This is a genomic window from Mesorhizobium sp. BR1-1-6, assembly GCF_020165355.1.
In the GTDB taxonomy this organism is placed as follows: Bacteria; Pseudomonadota; Alphaproteobacteria; order Rhizobiales; family Rhizobiaceae; genus Mesorhizobium.
The window spans coordinates 37,592-54,038 of record NZ_JAIUHZ010000011.1 but is presented as its reverse complement, the minus strand read 5'-3'; the positions used below and the strand labels follow the sequence as shown (position 1 = coordinate 54,038).

Annotated in this window: 17 protein-coding genes; 12 read left to right on the top strand and 5 right to left on the bottom strand. The window is 63.2% G+C overall.

Translation table 11 applies throughout. From position 1 onward, the window contains the following. Positions 1-128: 128 nt before the first annotated feature. The 7 genes from lpxC to LB545_RS20495 all read left to right on the top strand — a co-directional run bounded on the left by lpxC (position 129) and on the right by LB545_RS20495 (position 8,132). Positions 129-1,079, top strand: a complete 951-nt coding sequence (gene lpxC, locus LB545_RS20525) for a UDP-3-O-acyl-N-acetylglucosamine deacetylase (protein WP_140495231.1) — start codon at positions 129-131, stop codon at positions 1,077-1,079. Between the two features lie 262 nt (positions 1,080-1,341). After that, positions 1,342-2,211, top strand: coding sequence for an outer membrane protein assembly factor BamD (locus LB545_RS20520; RefSeq protein WP_140495233.1), 870 nt, complete (start codon positions 1,342-1,344; stop codon positions 2,209-2,211). Between the two features lie 13 nt (positions 2,212-2,224). Next, a complete protein-coding gene (recN, locus tag LB545_RS20515) occupies positions 2,225-3,898 on the top strand; it encodes a DNA repair protein RecN (protein ID WP_224705740.1) in 1,674 nt (557 codons plus the stop codon). Positions 3,899-4,109: 211 nt separating this feature from the next. After that, on the top strand, positions 4,110-6,314 hold the full coding sequence (gene ligA, locus LB545_RS20510) for an NAD-dependent DNA ligase LigA (protein ID WP_140521206.1): 2,205 nt from the start codon (positions 4,110-4,112) through the stop codon (positions 6,312-6,314). Then, positions 6,314-7,006, top strand: coding sequence for a DUF2461 domain-containing protein (locus tag LB545_RS20505; protein ID WP_140495860.1), 693 nt, complete (start codon positions 6,314-6,316; stop codon positions 7,004-7,006). Before ligA ends, LB545_RS20505 begins: the two co-directional genes overlap by 1 nt. A gap of 104 nt (positions 7,007-7,110) precedes the next feature. After that, positions 7,111-7,839, top strand: coding sequence for an AzlC family ABC transporter permease (locus LB545_RS20500; protein ID WP_224705738.1), 729 nt, complete (start codon positions 7,111-7,113; stop codon positions 7,837-7,839). Beyond that, positions 7,836-8,132: an AzlD family protein gene (locus tag LB545_RS20495; protein WP_140495242.1), complete on the top strand. Its 297-nt coding sequence runs from the start codon at positions 7,836-7,838 to the stop codon at positions 8,130-8,132. Before LB545_RS20500 ends, LB545_RS20495 begins: the two co-directional genes overlap by 4 nt. Positions 8,133-8,178: 46 nt before the next feature. On the opposite strand, the gene LB545_RS20490 is transcribed toward LB545_RS20495, so the two are convergent. The 3 genes from LB545_RS20490 to LB545_RS20480 form a co-directional block, all read right to left on the bottom strand. Then, positions 8,179-10,023, bottom strand: coding sequence for an aminopeptidase P family protein (locus LB545_RS20490; RefSeq protein WP_140559530.1), 1,845 nt, complete (start codon positions 10,021-10,023; stop codon positions 8,179-8,181). Positions 10,024-10,109: 86 nt separating this feature from the next. Next, complete coding sequence (locus LB545_RS20485; RefSeq protein ID WP_140557545.1) at positions 10,110-10,982, bottom strand: 50S ribosomal protein L11 methyltransferase; 873 nt, start codon at positions 10,980-10,982, stop codon at positions 10,110-10,112. A 9-nt stretch (positions 10,983-10,991) separates the two neighbouring features. Continuing rightward, positions 10,992-11,570 (bottom strand): SCO family protein, encoded by a 579-nt coding sequence (locus LB545_RS20480; protein WP_140495247.1) that lies wholly within the window; start codon positions 11,568-11,570, stop codon positions 10,992-10,994. Between the two features lie 220 nt (positions 11,571-11,790). Here LB545_RS20480 and LB545_RS20475 point away from each other — a divergent pair, with 220 nt between their 5' ends. From LB545_RS20475 to LB545_RS20465, 3 genes are all read left to right on the top strand, one after another. Then, entirely contained in the window at positions 11,791-12,294 is a 504-nt protein-coding gene (locus LB545_RS20475) for a CreA family protein (RefSeq protein ID WP_140630936.1), read from the top strand. Positions 12,295-12,379: 85 nt separating this feature from the next. Beyond that, the gene (locus LB545_RS20470; RefSeq protein ID WP_140670172.1) at positions 12,380-13,021 is read left to right on the top strand and encodes a DapH/DapD/GlmU-related protein; all 642 of its coding nucleotides are present in this window, start codon (positions 12,380-12,382) and stop codon (positions 13,019-13,021) included. Between the two features lie 333 nt (positions 13,022-13,354). Beyond that, positions 13,355-13,795: a low affinity iron permease family protein gene (locus LB545_RS20465; RefSeq protein ID WP_181165307.1), complete on the top strand. Its 441-nt coding sequence runs from the start codon at positions 13,355-13,357 to the stop codon at positions 13,793-13,795. 79 nt (positions 13,796-13,874) lie between these two features. On the opposite strand, the gene LB545_RS20460 is transcribed toward LB545_RS20465, so the two are convergent. Next, the gene (locus LB545_RS20460; protein ID WP_140516569.1) at positions 13,875-14,741 is read right to left on the bottom strand and encodes an SDR family NAD(P)-dependent oxidoreductase; all 867 of its coding nucleotides are present in this window, start codon (positions 14,739-14,741) and stop codon (positions 13,875-13,877) included. A 158-nt stretch (positions 14,742-14,899) separates the two neighbouring features. Here LB545_RS20460 and LB545_RS20455 point away from each other — a divergent pair, with 158 nt between their 5' ends. Then, positions 14,900-15,181 carry a hypothetical protein gene (locus LB545_RS20455; RefSeq protein ID WP_140521198.1) on the top strand — a complete coding sequence of 94 codons (282 nt, stop codon included), beginning with the start codon at positions 14,900-14,902 and terminating at the stop codon, positions 15,179-15,181. Between the two features lie 4 nt (positions 15,182-15,185). On the opposite strand, the gene LB545_RS20450 is transcribed toward LB545_RS20455, so the two are convergent. Beyond that, positions 15,186-15,761, bottom strand: coding sequence for a TMEM175 family protein (locus LB545_RS20450; protein WP_140675377.1), 576 nt, complete (start codon positions 15,759-15,761; stop codon positions 15,186-15,188). Positions 15,762-15,998: 237 nt separating this feature from the next. Here LB545_RS20450 and LB545_RS20445 point away from each other — a divergent pair, with 237 nt between their 5' ends. Then, positions 15,999-16,403: an SH3 domain-containing protein gene (locus LB545_RS20445; RefSeq protein WP_140495260.1), complete on the top strand. Its 405-nt coding sequence runs from the start codon at positions 15,999-16,001 to the stop codon at positions 16,401-16,403. Positions 16,404-16,447: the final 44 nt, after the last annotated feature.

The following is a 16,447-nucleotide window of genomic DNA, read 5'->3' as shown; positions in this document are numbered from 1 at the left end:
GGGACATTATCTTCATTGCCTACCGTCGTCGGTTTGCCGGGATTTCGGGGGAAGTGACCTGGCCTGCCGATTTTTACAAGAGAGCCGCGCCCTCGGGCTGGAGAAGCGGACCTAGGCATTTCGGGCTTATGGGGATTGTCTTGCACGACTATCAGACGACAGTGAAGACGCGCGCGTCGCTTACGGGCACCGGCGTTCACAGCGGCAAGGAAGTTTCCATCAGCTTTCTCCCGGCGGATGCCGACACCGGCATCGTTTTCCAGCTTTTTAGTGAGAACGGGCAAGGTCGCGAGTTCCGCGCCCTGTTTTCCGAGATCGGCGCAACCGACCTGTGCACCATGCTCGGTGATCCCTCTGGCGAGCACATCGCCACGGTCGAGCACATCATGGCGGCGCTGTTCGGGCTCGGCATCGACAATGTCATCATCGAGATCGACGGCCATGAGGTCCCTATCCTCGACGGCAGCGCCATGGCGTTCGTCGAGGCCATAGACCAGGCCGGCATCGAAACGCTGTCGGTCAAGCGGCGCTACATCCGGATCGTCAAGCCGGTCCGCATCGAGAACGGCGCCTCCTGGGCTGAGTTCAGGCCCTATGACGGCACCCGCTTCGAGGTCGAGATCGATTTCGAAAGCCCGGCGATCGGCCGGCAGCTGTTCGCGTCCGACATCAATGCGGACATTTTCCGCCGCGACATCGCGCGCGCCCGCACCTTCGGCTTCATGAAGGACGTCGAGCGGCTGTGGGCCGCCGGCTATGCGCTGGGATCCTCGCTTGAGAATTCGCTGGTCATCGGTGACGACAACCGCGTCATCAACATGGGCGGCTTGCGCTACCCCAACGAGTTCGTACGCCATAAGACGCTGGACGCCATGGGCGACCTGGCACTGGCCGGGGCCCGCTTCATCGGCTGCTTCCGCTCCTATCGTGGCGGCCATAGGCTGAATGCGGCCGCCTTGCGGCGCGTGCTGTCGGACCGTACCGCGTTCGAGATCGTCGAAACGACCCGCCGCGAGCGCGGCCGTGCGGCCGAGATGAGCGCCGTCAACGCGCCTCTCTATGCGCCCTGGATGATCTGAGTCGCCGCCACTTTCCGGATACCATCGCAGCTCGCTGGTGTTGCATGAATGCATCATTTGCCGGCGAAATCGCAGGGATGCTCCGGCGCGGCCCGGCCGCCACAAAAATGTTCGATTGCCTAGACATAGCGTTGCCGGGCAAGGCGGTTATGGTTTATGGCTGCTGCCGTCGATAGTGCATGTCGCCTGGAAGTGGGGACCAGTTTTGGGGAAACGATATGCAACAGGCACTGAAATAACGCCGAAAGGGCGCAATCCAATCATGTTCTTCAAGCGAGTCGGTCAATTGAAAGCGCCGCAGCGGTCCGTTTTCCTGGCGCTTTCGGTGGTTGTTCCATCGCTCTTCCTGTCTGCTTGCATGTCGTCGGAAAAAGATATCGACCTGTCGACCTATGTCGACCAGACCGAACCGGCCGACGTTCTCTACAACCAAGGGCTCGCCAATCTGAATGCCGGACGCCTCGACGAGGCGAGCAAGAAGTTCGACGCGGTCGACCGCCAGCATCCTTATTCGGAGTGGGCCCGCAAATCGATGGTGATGGGCGCGTTCGCCGACTATCGCAAGGGCAGCTACGACGAAGCGATCTCGTCGGCCAAGCGTTATCTGACGCTGTATCCGTCAACGGATGACGCGGCTTATGCGCAGTACATTATCGGCCTTAGCTACTACCGCCAGATCAAGGACGTGACGCAGGATCAGAAGGAAGCGCGCCAGACCGTGCAGACCATGCAGGATCTCGTGACGCGCTGGCCTAATTCAGAATATGTCGATGACGCCAAGGAAAAGATCCGCTTCGCCAACGACCAGCTCGCCGGCAAGGAGATGCAGATCGGCCGCTATTATCTCGAACGCCGCGAATACATCGCCGCGGTCAAGCGTTTCCGCAATGTGGTCGAGAATTATTCCAACACCCGCCACGTCGAGGAGGCGCTGGCGCGCCTGACCGAGAGCTATTATGCGATGGGCCTGACTTCGGAGGCGCAGACCGCCGCCGCCGTTCTCGGCACCAATTATCCCGACAGCCCATGGTACAAGGATTCCTACAAGCTCCTGCAGAGCAACGGGCTTGCGCCGCGCGAGAATGCCGGCTCGTGGATATCCAAGGCCGGGAAACTGATCACCGGCGCCTGATGCAGGCGTAACGATGCTTTCTAGGCTGTCGATCCGCGATATCGTCCTGATCGAGAAGCTGGATATTGACTTCCAGCCCGGTCTCTCGGTGCTGACGGGCGAGACCGGCGCCGGAAAATCCATCCTGCTCGACGCTCTGTCCTTGGCGCTTGGCGCTCGCGGTGACGCTTCCCTGGTGCGCCACGGCGCGGCACAGGGCCAGGTGATTGCCGTGTTCGACGTGCCGCCCAACCATCCGGTGCGCGCGCTGCTCGCCGAGAACGCCATCGAGGACGACGGCGACATCATCCTGCGCCGCTTGCAGACGGCAGACGGTCGCACCCGCGTCTTCGTCAACGACCAGCCGTCCAGTGTGACGCTGATGCGCGACGTCGGCCGCGCGCTGGTCGAGATCCACGGCCAGCACGACGAACGCGCCCTTGTCGATCCCGGCGCGCATCGCGACGTGCTCGACGCCTTCGGCGGCCATCTCGGCGCCGTCCGGTCGACGGGCGAGGCCTGGCGGCACTGGCGTGCCTGCGAGCAGGAGCTTTCGCGCCATCGTGCCAAGGTGGCGGCGGCGGCGCGCGAAGCGGACTACCTGCGCGCAGCGGTCACGGAGCTGACCAAGCTCGATCCGCAGCCGGGTGAGGAGACGGAGCTTGCCGACTTGCGCGCCCACATGATGCGGGCCGAGAAGATCGCCTCCGAAATCCACGACGCGCAGGACGTGCTTTCGGGTCCATCCTCGCCCTTGCCGCAACTGGCCAGCCTGCTCAGGCGGTTGCAGCGCAAGGCCGGCGAGGCCCCCGGGCTGCTCGACGAAGTGGTCAAGTCGCTGGATGAGGCGATGCTGTCGCTCGACGCGGCGCAGTCGGGTGTCGAGGCGGCTTTGCGCGCCACCGAATATGATCCACAGCGGCTGGAAAAGGCGGAAGAGCGATTGTTTTCGCTGCGCGCGGCATCGCGCAAGCACAGCGTTGCCGTCGATGATTTGGCGCAATTGCGCGACACGATGGTTGCCGATCTTGCCGATCTCGATGCCGGCGAGGAGCGCCTTCATGGGCTGGAAAAGCAGGCGGCCGCAGCGCGCGAAGCCTATGATATCGCCGCCGCGCAGTTGTCCTCGCTTCGCCATGCCGCGGCGGTCGGGCTGACCAAGGCGGTGATGGCCGAACTGCCGGCGCTTAAGCTCGAACGCGCCGCCTTCATCGTCGAGATGAAGAGCGAGGCCGAGAGCCGCATGGAAGAGGGCATCGACCAGATCGAGTTCTGGGTGCGCACCAATCCCGGCACCCGGCCCGGGCCGATGATGAAGGTTGCTTCCGGCGGCGAGCTTTCGCGCTTCCTGCTGGCGCTGAAGGTGGCGCTGGCCGACCGGGGCTCGGCGCCAACGCTGGTCTTCGATGAAATCGACACAGGGGTGGGCGGCGCCGTCGCGGATGCCATCGGCCAGCGGCTGGCAAGATTGTCCAGGCGCGTGCAGGTGCTCTCGGTCACCCATGCGCCGCAGGTGGCGGCCCGCGCGGCGACGCACTTCCTGATCTCCAAGTCCGGCAGCACCGACAAGGTCGCGACCGGCATCGCCGAAATGGACCGGGCGGCGCGCCAGGAAGAGATCGCGCGCATGCTGGCCGGCGCCACCATCACCGACGAAGCGCGCGCGGCCGCCGAGAGATTGCTGCGGGAGAATACGGCGGCTGCCTGAAAGCTCGTTTCCCGTGAAGGCGAGTCAGGATATGGCTGCATCCTGCTGTTCAGGAATGATTTTTTCGCAGGCCGGCTCCCTCCTGCCAAATCCTGATTTATAGTGGCGCCCAACCAAAGTGCGCTGCGCCTTGGTTATTGTTTTGTGCATGTCGTTGCCCCAAAATCGCACCATATTTTGGGCGGCGTGCATTGGTCAGGGAAGCCGTGCGATGTCTGAAAGACCAGTCGATTCACTCAGTGAGAGCGAAGCCGAAGCGGAGCTGAAGCGCCTGGCGCAGGAGATCGCGGAGCACGACCGCCGCTACCATACCGAGGACGCGCCTGTTATCACCGACGCCGCCTATGATGCGCTGACCCGGCGCAACTTCGCCATCGAGCAGCGCTTTCCCGCCCTGGTGCGCGAGGATTCGCCATCGCGCAGGGTCGGTGCCGCGCCGGCGGAAGGCTTTGCCAAGGTGCGCCATGCCGTGCCCATGCTCAGCCTCGCCAAGGCCTATACCGACGAGGACGTCGCAGATTTCATCGAACGCGGCCGGCGCTTCTTCGACCGCGACAAGGATCTCGACATCGCCTTCACGGCCGAACCGAAGATCGACGGCCTGTCGGCCTCGCTGCGTTACGAGAACGGCGTGTTCGTGCAGGGCGCAACGCGCGGCGATGGCGCTGTCGGCGAAGACATCACCGCCAATCTGAGGACCATCGCCGATATTCCCGGCAGGCTGAAAGGCTCGGGCTGGCCCGAAATCATCGAGATACGCGGCGAGGTCTACATGACCTATGCGGAATTCGAGGCGCTGAAGCAACGCTCGGCGGCCGCCGGCGGCCAGGACTATGTCAATCCGCGCAATACGGCGGCTGGGTCGCTGCGCCAGAAGGATCCATCGGTCACCGCCAGCCGGAACCTCAAATTCTTTGCCTATGCCTGGGGCTACACGACAGCCGACCCCGCTCCGACACAATACGATTCGGTGCAGAAATTCGCGGAATGGGGCTTCAAAGTCAGCCCGCTGATGGTGCGGGCGAGGTCGGTCGGCGAGCTGATCGCGCATTATCACCGCATCGAGGAACAGCGTTCTTCCTTGGGCTACGACATCGACGGCGTCGTCTACAAGGTCGACCAACTGGAGTTGCAGCGCCGGTGGGGCTTCGTCACCGGCGAACCGCGCTGGGCCATCGCGCACAAATTTCCGGCCGAACAGGCGATGACGACCGTGCAGAAGATCGATATCCAGGTCGGGCGCACCGGCACGCTGGCGCCGGTAGCGAGGCTTGCGCCCGTGACAGTCGGGGGCGTCGTGGTCGAGAACGTCACGCTGCACAACGAAGACTATATCAAGGGTTTCGACAGCAACGGCCAGCCGATCCGCGACGGCATCGACGTGCGCATCGGCGACACCGTGGTGATCCAGCGGGCAGGGGATGTCATCCCGCAGATCGTCAGTGTCGTCGTCGACAAGCGTCCGCCGGATGCCGTGCCTTACGAATTCCCACATACTTGCCCGATCTGCGGCTCGCCGGCGACGCGCGAAATCAACGAGAAGACCGGCAAGGAGGATTCCCGCAGGCGTTGCACGGGCGAACTGATCTGCCCCGCGCAAGCCGTGGAAGGGCTGCGCCACTTCGTGTCGCGCGGGGCCATGGATATCGAGGGACTAGGCGCGGAAAACATCGACCTGTTCTTCAATGCGGGCCTGGTCAAGACGGCCGCCGACATCTTCACGCTCAGGGATCGGCGTCCCGCCGTCACCAAGGCGCTGGCCGAGCGGCGCGAGGAGCAGGCGAGGCAGCGCGAGGCGGCGTCGGGCAAGACGCGCAAGAACGTGCGCAGCGTCGAGGACCGCAACTATGAAGGGTTGGACAAGCTCTTTGCGGCGATCGATTCGCGCCGCGAACCCGAGCTCGACCGCTTCATCTTTGCGCTTGGGATCCGCCATATCGGCGAAACGACGGCGGCCGTGCTTGCCCGGACGTTTTCGACAATCGAGGAACTGATCCGCGTCGGCAAGGAGACCGCGGCGGCTGACGATCCGCATAGTGTCTTCCCGTCGATCAACGGCATCGGCGATACGGTGATCAACGCGCTGGCCGATTTCTTCGGCAATGAGCGCAATGACGACGTGCTTGAGGCGTTGCTTAAACAGGTCAGGCCGAAGCCGTATGTCGTCACCGTCTCGGCCGACAGCGTGGTCGCGGGCAAGACCGTCGTGTTCACGGGCTCGCTGGAAAAGATGACGCGTTCCGAAGCCAAGGCGATGGCCGAACGGCTGGGCGCGAAGGTGGCGGGCTCGGTTTCGGCCAAGACCGATCTGGTGGTGGCGGGGCCCGGCGCCGGCTCGAAACTCAAGCTTGCCAGTGAACTCGGCATCGAGGTCATAGACGAGGACGCGTGGCTGCAGCGGATCGGCAAGGCATGATGTCAGGCGAATTCAAGGGGTTCGGCCAGAAGGCTATTCCGTTCCTGAAGGCACTTGATTTCCACCAGAGTCGCGAGTGGTTCGTAGAGAATCGCGACCTGTTCGAACAGGAATTGCGCGATCCGCTGGGCGATCTGGTGGAGACGCTCACACGCCGTTTCGGCGAGGCCGGGCTCGGCCTCAAGGGCGACCGCAAGAAATCACTGTTCCGGATCAACCGGGACGTGCGCTTCGCCAAGGACAAGCGGCCTTACAACCGGCATCTGTCGGCGATCCTGTCGCCCGACGGCACCAAGATGGAGCAGGGCGTGTTCTATGTCCACGTCGGGCTGGAACGCTGCTTCGCCGACATTGCCTGGTGGCAGCCCGCCCCGGAACTGTTGCTCGCCATGCGCAAGGCCATCGCGGCAAGGCCCGACAGGTTCCGCGCCCTGGTGGCCGCCTTGAAGAAGAATGGTCTTGAGTTCGAGACGGAGGGCCGCATGAAGCGCACGCCGCGGGGCTTCGAGCATGTCGGTGATTCCGATCTGGCCGAGGCCATCCGCAACCGTCATTTCTACGTCCAGCATGTCATCGATCCGGCGGGGATCCACACGGCGGCGCTGGTCGACGAGCTGGTCGATTTCACCATGCGCGCCAAGCCGCTGCTCGATTGGGGGAGGGCGATCGAGGGCAAGGTGGCGCAGGGCTAGGATTGGTCCTGGCAATCATTTCCGCTGATTGTTGGGCTCAACCGAATTCGTGTGACAAGGCGGGCCACGCTACCTAGATCAGGCCATTCTCCTGGGAGTTATCCATGGTGTCGGATGCAATTTCCGAGAACGGCGCAAAGAGCGATTTCTGGCAAGGCGTGCGGCTTTCCATGCCGGTCGTTGTGGCGTCGGCGCCGTTCGGGGTGCTGTTCGGGGCGCTGGCCATCGACAATGGCTTCTCGGTGTTCGAAGCCTTCCTGATGAGTGCGATGATTTTCGGCGGCGCCAGCCAGATGGTCGGCATCGAGCTGTTCGGCCAGCATGTCGCGCCGTGGCTGATCGTGCTGTCAATCTTCGCCGTCAATTTTCGCCACGTGCTCTATTCCGCCGGTATCGGCCGGCGCATAGCGCACTGGCCCGTGGTCAGCCAAGCGCTCGGCTTCTTCATCCTCACCGATCCGCAATTCGCCGTCGCCGAGGCGAGGGCGCAGTCCGGCGAGACGGTTGGCTTCGCCTGGTATCTCGGGCTCGGCCTGCCGGTCTATGTATTCTGGGTGATCGAAAGCGCGCTCGGCGCGGTGTTCGGCAAGCTTGTCCCCGACACGCATGCGCTGGGCATCGATTTCCTGCTGCCGATCTATTTCCTTGGCCTGGTGATGGGCTTCCGCAAGCGGCCGTTGTGGCTGCCGGTGGTCGTCGCCAGTGCTTGCGCCTCGATCGTCGCCTACAAGACGGTAGGTTCACCCTGGCACGTCTCGATCGGCGCCATCGCCGGCGTGCTGCTGGCCGTCATCCTGCCGCCCCACCACTCAGGCGTGAAGGCACGGCCATGAGCACGACGTTCTGGATCATCATCGCCGGCGCAATCGCCACATATCTTACGCGGATCGGCGGGCATCTGGTCATCTCGCGCTTCGACAACATCCATCCGCGCGTCGAGGCCGGCCTGAACGCGGTGCCGGCGGCGGTGCTGACGACATTGGTGGCGCCGGAACTGTTGAATGCCGGACCGGCGGAATGGGCGGCATTGGTTGTCACCGCTGTGGTTTCGCTGCGCGGCGGGCTGATGGCGATGTTTTTGGCTGGTGCGGCGATGCTGATCCTCGCGCGGCAGTTCGTGGGATAGAGTTCCGGGCGCGATCGTTCGAACGCTGGCGCCACCTTAGACGCACTCAAATCTTAGCGTCATGCGGTAAGGGCGCCGTTGCCTTTTCCAGCCAGGCCAGCGTCTCGCCGTCGAGCATCGGGCCGATCTCGGCCAGCACGCGGGCGTGGTAGGTGTCGAGCCAATGCAGCTCGTCGCGGGTCAACAAATCCGAGCGCACCAGCCTGACATCGATCGGCGCCAGGGTCAGCGTCTCGAAACCGTGCATGGCGATGTCGCCGCCGTCGATCTGCTCGGCCGGCGTCACCAGGATGAGGTTCTCGATGCGGATGCCGTAAGAACCTTCCTTGTAATAGCCCGGCTCGTTGGACAGCATCATGCCTTCGAGCAGCTTTTCGGTGCCCGTGCGGGCGATGCGTTGCGGGCCTTCGTGCACCGCCAGATAAGAGCCGACGCCATGGCCGGTGCCGTGGGCGAAGTCGCAGCCGTGCTTCCACAGCGCCATGCGGGCGACGGCGTCGATTTCCGAGCCGCGCGTGCCGGCGGGGAAACGCAGCGTGGAAATGCCGATCATGCCTTTCAGCACGAGCGTGAAGCGTTCGCGCATTTCCTCGGTCGGCTGGCCGATCGGCACGGTGCGGGTGATGTCGGTGGTGCCGTCCTGATATTGGGCGCCGGAATCGAGCAGGAACAGCTCGCCGGCCTGGAGCTTGCGGCTGGTGGCGCGTGAGACGCGGTAGTGCATGATGGCGCCATTCGGGCCGGCGCCCGAAATGGTGTCGAAGGAGACGTCGCGCAGCGGCATTTGCGTTTCCTCGCCGGTCTGCCGGCGCGTCTCTTCCAGCCGGGTGACGACCGCGATCTCGTCGAGCGAGCCGGGCTTCTGGCGGTCGAGCCAGCACAAAAGCTTCGCCACCGCCGCGCCATCGCGCCGATGCGCGGCGCGCGAGCCGTTGATCTCGGCCTGGTTCTTGGTGGCGCGCGGGATGCGGGCCGGGTCGGGAGCGGCAATCACCTCGCCGCCATTGTCCTCGACCAGCATGCGCAGCCTGTCGGCGGCCAAAACGGGGTCTAGCGCGATTTTCGCGCCGCTCTTGGCCAGCGCCACGACCGCTGCCTCGAATTCACCGGGCTCATGGGGCTCGGCAAGCTGGGTGAGATACGCCGCAACCTGGCGCGAGAATTTTCGGCTGTCCATGAATAGCCGGTGCCGTCCGTCGGCGGCGAGGACAGCAAAGCCGAGCGCCAGCGGCGTGTGCGGTACGTCGCCGCCACGGATGTTGAAGGCCCAGGCGATCGAGGAGGGATCCGTCAGCACCGCATGGGTGGCGCCCTCCTTGCCGATCGCCGCCGCCAGCCGCGCCAGCTTGTCCTTGGCGAGCTCGCCGGCAAAACCGATGGGATGGAGTTCGATGGGAGCGACCGGTGGTTCCGGCTGATCCTTCCAGATTATGTCGATCGGGTTCGTCTCGAGCGGCACCAGCACAGCGCCGGTCTTTTCGGCCGAGGCCCGCAGCGCCTTGACCTCGCCGATCGTGTGCAGCCAGGGGTCGAAGCCGAGCCGCGCGCCCTTGCCGAGGTTATCCTTGAGCCAATTTGCAGGCGGATTGTCGACCAGGCTCTCGATCGAGAAGATACCGAGATCAACCTCGCCGCGCACCTGCAGCGTGTAGCGTCCGTCGACGAAGATGAAGGCGCGGTCGCGCAGGATGATGGCAACGCCGGCGGAGCCGCTGAAGCCGGTCAGCCATTTCAGCCGCGCCGAGCGGTCGGCGACATATTCGCCCTGATGCTCGTCGGCGCGGGGAACGACAAATCCATCCAGGCCGTTTTCCGCCAGCCATTGGCGCAGCAGCGCCACGCGCGGTCTGCCGACGGCCGGATTGCCAGCGGAATCAAAGGTCTGGAACATGGTGGCGTCTCCCTCGATAGTGCCCGACCGTAGCGCATGGAGCTGGAAACCGGAATCGATTTTCAGCAGGGCCAGACGGGGCTGCGTCACCGTTTGAGATGGATCGTCACCCAGCCTTCGCGGTGCAGCGTTCTGACATGGCGAAAACTCTGGCCGACATAGGCGGAGATCACCGCGTCGCGCTGCCGGTCGAGAATGCCTGACAGCACCAGCGAGCCGCCGAGGCTGATGTGTCGCGCCATTTCCGGAGCAAGCCGCATCAGCGGCCGCGCCAATATGTTGGCGATGATCAGGTCGAAAGGCGCACGCCTGGCAAAGATCGGATGGTGGAATCCGGGCGCGGTCACCGTCTCCACCAGCGCCTTTACGTGGTTGAGCCGTGCATTGGCGGCGGCAACGCTTACCGCCACCGGATCGATGTCGGTCGCAAGCACGGGAATATGGAAGAGCTTGGCCACAGCGATGGCCAGCACCGCGCTGCCGGTGCCGAGATCGAGCGCGTTGCGCGGCCGCTCGCGCCGCGTCACCTTTTCCAGCATTTCCAGGCATCCGGCGGTGGTGCCGTGGTGGCCGGTGCCGAAGGCCAGCCCCGCTTCGATCTCGATGGCAAGCTCGCCACTGTGGCGTTTGCGGCGATCATGCGCGCCATGCACGAAGAAACGGCCGGCACGCACCGGTTTCAGCCCTTCCAGCGAGCGCGCCACCCAGTCGATATCGGGCAAGGTCTCGCGCTCGACCGGCCTGGACAGGGCTAGCCCTGCCAGAATGTCCTTCACCCGCGCCTCGACCGCATCCACATCGCCGTCGGCATAGAGAGAGACTTCATGAATGTCCGCGTCCTCATCGACCTCCAGCACGGCTATCGGCAAGCCTTCGTCCTCAAAGGCGGCATCGAGGGCGGCGAAAATTCTGGTGGATTCGATCTTGCCGGCGGTGAAATGGAGCCGCGTCTGGGTCATGGATTCGCATCAGCCCTTGGCCGCGAGGCGTTTGAGCTTTTCCACCGCGGTGTCGGCGCTTTCGCCATAGGCGATCGTGCCGGCGAAATCGCCCTTGCCGTTGAGCAGCAGCACCGAGGCGGTATGGTCCATCGTGTAGTCGCCGTCGCCGGTGTCGACCTTCTTCCAGTAGATGCCGAAGGACTTCGCCATGGCGTGGACTTTGTCCGGGTCGCCCGATATGCCGGTGATGCGGTCAGAGAAATTGCTGACATAGGCGTTCATGACCGCGGGGGTGTCGCGCTCCGGATCGACCGAGACGAAATAGGCATGCAGGTTCTTGCCATCGTCACCAAGCGTCTTCAGCCAGCCGGACAGTTCGAACAGCGTGGTCGGGCAGACCTCTGGGCAATGGGTGAAGCCGAAGAAGACGACGCTGGGGTGGCCCCGGAAGGCGGCTTCGGTGATCGGCGCGCCTTTCTGGTCGACCAGCGTAAAGGCGGCACCGAAAGGCTCGCCGCCATAGTGGCCGCGATACCAGTCGAAGGTCAGCCAGCCTATGCCGGCCGCCATCAGGACGAGAATGCCGACCAGTATTGAGCGCATCATCAGTAGGATTCCGTCTTGTAATTTCATCGGCATGCCGGCCATGGCCAGGCAGCCCTTGGTTCGGCGAACAGTCTTAGCGGTTCGACCGGGTACACGCAAAGGTGCCGCGTTGACGCAACCGGCCGTGACCTATCCCGGCGTTTTGATCGGGACCGGCGGCTTGCAATGCAATGTCCTTCGCCCCACCTGAGACCGGCAAACTCGAACCTCGGAGGCTATCTTGCAACGACTGATTGGGCGAAATCTGATCGGCGGCGCTCTGGCCGCGTGCCTTGTCCTTGGCGCCGGTGCCGCAGTCGCCGATGAAGTCGGCAAGGTCGGCGTCGACTGGCTCGGCAACGACATCATCGTCGAAGCGATCAAGGACCCGAAGGTGGACGGCGTCACCTGCCACGTGTCCTATTTCGACCGCGGCATCATCGACCGCCTGCACAAGGGCAATTGGTTCGAGGATCCTTCCGATTCCTCGATTTCGTGCCGCCAGACCGGTCCGATCACCATCGGCGACATCGACATGAGCGAAGGCGGCGAGGAGGTGTTCAAGCAAGGCATCAGCCTGATCTGGAAGAAGCAGGTGGTGAACCGCATCTACGACAAGGCCAACGAGACGCTGATCTACCTCTCGCATTCGCGCCAGGTGCAGAACGGCTCGGCCAAAATGTCGGTCACCACCGTGCCACTCTACGGCCAGAACGTGGTGTGGACCAAGGGCAAACCGAAATAGATGGATCCGTTTTTCCGTGCAATTGACCCGACCGACAATTGCTCCCGACTTGCGGGAGCTATTGCCCTGACGTAAAGCCGCCCGTATGGACCGTTCCGAAAATCTCGTGCTGAAAGATCCTGAGCCGCGTATCCATCCGACGGCGGAGCTGAAAGCATGCAAGCTCGGCCGCTACGCCTCGATCGGCGAGCGGGTGGTGCTGCGCGAAGTGAGCGTCGGCGATTTTTCCTATTTCGACCGGCACGCCGAGGCGATCTACACGAACATCGGCAAATTCTGCTCGATTGCCGCCAACAGCCGCATCAATGCGCTGGATCATCCGATCGAGCGGCTGACCCAGCACAAGGTCAGCTACCGGCCCAACGAATATTTCCGCTGGCTGGGCGTCGATGCCGCATTCCGCGAACGGCGCCAGGCGAAGGCCGTGAGCATCGGCCATGACGTGTGGATCGGCCACGGCGCCGTCATCATGCCCGGCCTCACCATCGGCAATGGCGCCGTCATCGGTGCCAATGCCGTCGTCACGCATGACGTGCCGCCCTATACGATCGTCGCCGGGGTGCCGGCCAAGCCGCTTCGGCCGCGTTTCGCAGCCGATGTCGCGGCGCGGATCGAGGCTCTCGCCTGGTGGGACTGGCCGGTCGAAAAGCTCGCCAGCGCCGTTCCCGACATGCAGGCCATGACCATCGAGACCTTCCTGGACCGCTGGGAAAATCACGCCGCGTGAGTGACGCCGGCGCGGCTGAAGAGCACGCGCATTTGCGCCAAAGGCGCGCTTCAGGGAACCACTGTGCGAGCGCTCCGGACTGAACCCCTTCCGTCATGCGGGGGTGGCGCAACGGAAGGGGCTGGAGGTAAACCGCTGTGAAGCGGAAGGAACAGGCCTGTTTTGCCTGCACCGTTACTGTGACACCAAACCGATAAAGTGTGTTGTCCTTCCGATTCCCTTGATGCGTGCATTCGATTGCGGCGGTTGTATTTCTTTCCGATGGGAACCCGATATGGCCGCCGGTTGTTCCTTCCGGCGTACCGCACGGCGCGGCGCTGTTTGAGGGACCCCATGATCGAGAAGCTCTTCACCAAAATCGCCAACCGGGTAGCCCACCTTGCGGGGCTGTCGCCGACATTCGCACTCTGCTGCCTGATCGTCATCATCTGGGCAGTAAGCGGCCCACTCTTCGCCTTCTCGGACACTTGGCAACTGGTGATCAACACCGGGACGACGATCATCACCTTCCTGATGGTGTTTCTCATCCAAAACACCCAGAATCGAGACGGCGCGGCAATCCAGGCCAAACTGGACGAGTTGATCCGGGTCAGCGAAGCCAAGAACACCTTCATCGGTATCGAGCATCTGACCGAAGCCGAGGTCCAGGAGATCCGTGCCAAATGCGAGCGGGCAGCGAAGCGGCATGACGAGAAAATCGCGGCCGTAGCTGCCAAGAAAGCCGTGGCGTCAAAGAGCAAACCGAAAAAGCAGGTGGCTCGAAGCACCGGCTGAAACCGGTTAACCCCCAAGGGTTCCGTCGTTGCTCGAATGCGACCCGATCCGAACACCGGCTCTCATTTTTCGGACATGCTCATTGCTTCATGAATGCCGCGAAGGCATCCTTGTGGTCGGGGTGCCAGCGCGACAGAGCAGGGCGGTTTTCGATGATGTCGCCGATCGCCCAGGCCATGCGTTTCTCATCCAGCGGACGCGTCACCTCGTTGTCAGGGCACAGGATGTAGAAGTCGCGCTTTGTCAGGGATTCCAGCATGAAATCAATGACCTGTTCGCCGGTCCAGGCGCCGGCCGGCTTCTCGGTCGCACCCTCGGTCAGGCCGGTATAGGTGAAGCCCGGGATCAGCAGATGCGCCGACAGATGGGCACCCGGTTCGTTGCGCAGGGCATGCGCCAGTCCCTCGGTAAAGGTCTTCACGCCGGCCTTGGAGACGTTGTAGGCAAGGTTTCCAGGCGGCGTGGTGATGCCTTGCTTGGAGCCGGTGTTGACGATCAGACCCGGCTGGCGGGCTCCCAGCATGCGGGGCACGAAGGCTTCGACGCCATGCACGACACCCCAGAAATTGATGTCCAGCAGCTGCTTCCAAGCGTCGCGGTTCTCCCACGGCTTGCCCGGGTTGTTGCCGACACCAGCATTGTTCATCAGCAGCGACACATTGCCGAAGGCGCCAAAGGCTCTTTCGGCGAGACGATCCACGTCTTGTGCCTTCGAAACGTCGGCGGCGACGGCCAGCACGGCATCGTCGCCGGCGATCGCGGAAACAACACGGGCCGCATCCTCAAGACGCGGGCCGGCGATATCGGCGAGCACGATCTTCATGCCCATGAGAGCCAGCCGCTTCGCGGCCGCAAGACCAATGCCGCTGGCAGCACCGGTAATGACGGCGGCATTGCCCGAACCAAGCGCGGGCAAAGCGGTCTGGAGTTCTGCGTCGGTCAGCATGGGCGGCGGATTCCTTCTTGCGATGGCGCCGAACTTAGCGCCGGAGCGGGCTGGCGCAAGCCTCCACGCGCCTGGCTGCGCTTCAGCAGCCTGCTGGGGCGGGTTGACCGGTCCAGCCGAGACTGCGCATGGTGCCTCGCAAAAAGGAGATTTCCCGATTGATGGACTGGATCGAAATCCTGAAGCAGCAGACCACCATTGGCGATCAGATGAGCCGCGAAGTGCCGCAGATGCTGGCAAACCCCGAGATCAACGAAGCACAGGTGAAGACGCTGTTTTCCGCCTTGGAAAAACAGGCGGATTTCGTCGAGAAGCTGCGCATGGCGCTGGAAAAGTTCGGCCATGACTTTGCGGTCATCAAGGCGGCGGAACGGCTGGAAGAGCGCTACGCCGATCTTGCCGCGTCGGTGGCCGAGAAGCTGAAAGCGATGCGCGAATAGATCCCTATTTTTCGATCACGCGTGCGAAACGCCGGTCCGGCACAAGCCAGACCAGGGCAACCAGTACATAGATCGCGACGCCGATCCACTGGCTAATGAAGGTCAGCGGGATGGCGCAGAGATAGGCGACAAGCGAGATCTTGCCCTTGCGGTCGTTGCCGATCGCTTTGGCAAAGGCCGTATCGTTGCCGTGCAATCGGTGAAGCGTCACGACGAGAATGAAGTAGGCGATGGCGCACAGCGCAAGATCGGCGCCGTAGACGGCGACCGGCACCGGCGCGAAATGGTTTTCGCCCATGAAGGCCGTCGTCACCGGCATCAGCGACAGCCAGAACAGGAGATTGAGGTTCGCCCACAACACGCGGCCGTCGACCCGCTGCACGGTGTGGAACATATTGTGCAAATTGTTCCAGTAAAGGCCGACGTTGATGAAGGACAGCACGTAGCTGAAGAAGATCGGCCATAGCGGCAGCAAGGCCGAGAGATCCTCGCCATGCGGCACCTTCAGTTCAAGCACCATGATGGTGATGATGATGGCCACGACGCCGTCGGTGAATGCCTCGACCCTGCCTTTGCCCATGATTTGCGCCCTATGTCCGGTGTCGATCGTTGAAGATGGTAAATCGTTAGCTGATGTTGTCAGGCCGATAAACGCCATCCGGGGAATTTCTCAACTATATCAGGGGAAACTCTCCCGCCAGGCCGGCTCGCGGCAATGGTTTGCTGTGGCAAATTGTTGACTTTTCTTGCCACAGTCCTCCATCGAAGACAGGCTCGGCTGAACCACATACGGCCGAGCGATCGAATGGAGTGACGGATGAGATTTCGATTTCTGCTCTGCCTCGCGACCATTCTGGCCGCCATCCTCGGCACGTCGGCCGCCGCGTTCGCCTACAGCGCCCACACCACCACCAACCTCAACGTGCGCTCCGGGCCCGGGTCGGGATATGCCAAGGTGGGGACGCTGCCAGCCGGCTACAGGGTGAACGTCACCGGCTGCCAACCGGGTTGGTGCAGAATCCATGGCGGCGGCTTCAGCGGCTGGGCCAGTTCCGGCTATCTCTCGCGGGCCCATGTCGTTCGCCCGCCGGTGATCATCGTGCGCCCGCCGCATGGTCCGCCGCACTGGCAGCATCGGCCGCACCGTCCTCCGCACCATCGCCCACCGCACAAACCGCGTCCCGGGAAGTGCAAGATCGCACCAGGTTTCTCCTGCAAATAACGGATTGCAGCGGGGTCACACGACAGGATGTCGTGACGGATCGG

Excerpts from the sequence above, each read along its gene's own strand:
- LB545_RS20495 (WP_140495242.1), top strand. The coding sequence starts at position 7,836 with ATGAGCACGACGTTCTGGATCATCATCGCCGGCGCAATCGCCACATAT.
- LB545_RS20505 (WP_140495860.1), top strand. The coding sequence starts at position 6,314 with ATGTCAGGCGAATTCAAGGGGTTCGGCCAGAAGGCTATTCCGTTCCTG.
- lpxC (WP_140495231.1), top strand. The coding sequence starts at position 129 with ATGGGGATTGTCTTGCACGACTATCAGACGACAGTGAAGACGCGCGCG.
- LB545_RS20520 (WP_140495233.1), top strand. The coding sequence starts at position 1,342 with ATGTTCTTCAAGCGAGTCGGTCAATTGAAAGCGCCGCAGCGGTCCGTT.
- LB545_RS20445 (WP_140495260.1), top strand. The coding sequence starts at position 15,999 with ATGAGATTTCGATTTCTGCTCTGCCTCGCGACCATTCTGGCCGCCATC.
- LB545_RS20485 (WP_140557545.1), bottom strand. The coding sequence starts at position 10,982 with ATGACCCAGACGCGGCTCCATTTCACCGCCGGCAAGATCGAATCCACC.
- LB545_RS20450 (WP_140675377.1), bottom strand. The coding sequence starts at position 15,761 with ATGGGCAAAGGCAGGGTCGAGGCATTCACCGACGGCGTCGTGGCCATC.
- LB545_RS20470 (WP_140670172.1), top strand. The coding sequence starts at position 12,380 with ATGGACCGTTCCGAAAATCTCGTGCTGAAAGATCCTGAGCCGCGTATC.
- recN (WP_224705740.1), top strand. The coding sequence starts at position 2,225 with ATGCTTTCTAGGCTGTCGATCCGCGATATCGTCCTGATCGAGAAGCTG.
- LB545_RS20460 (WP_140516569.1), bottom strand. The coding sequence starts at position 14,741 with ATGCTGACCGACGCAGAACTCCAGACCGCTTTGCCCGCGCTTGGTTCG.
- LB545_RS20490 (WP_140559530.1), bottom strand. The coding sequence starts at position 10,023 with ATGTTCCAGACCTTTGATTCCGCTGGCAATCCGGCCGTCGGCAGACCG.
- ligA (WP_140521206.1), top strand. The coding sequence starts at position 4,110 with ATGTCTGAAAGACCAGTCGATTCACTCAGTGAGAGCGAAGCCGAAGCG.
- LB545_RS20500 (WP_224705738.1), top strand. The coding sequence starts at position 7,111 with ATGGTGTCGGATGCAATTTCCGAGAACGGCGCAAAGAGCGATTTCTGG.
- LB545_RS20480 (WP_140495247.1), bottom strand. The coding sequence starts at position 11,570 with ATGATGCGCTCAATACTGGTCGGCATTCTCGTCCTGATGGCGGCCGGC.
- LB545_RS20465 (WP_181165307.1), top strand. The coding sequence starts at position 13,355 with ATGATCGAGAAGCTCTTCACCAAAATCGCCAACCGGGTAGCCCACCTT.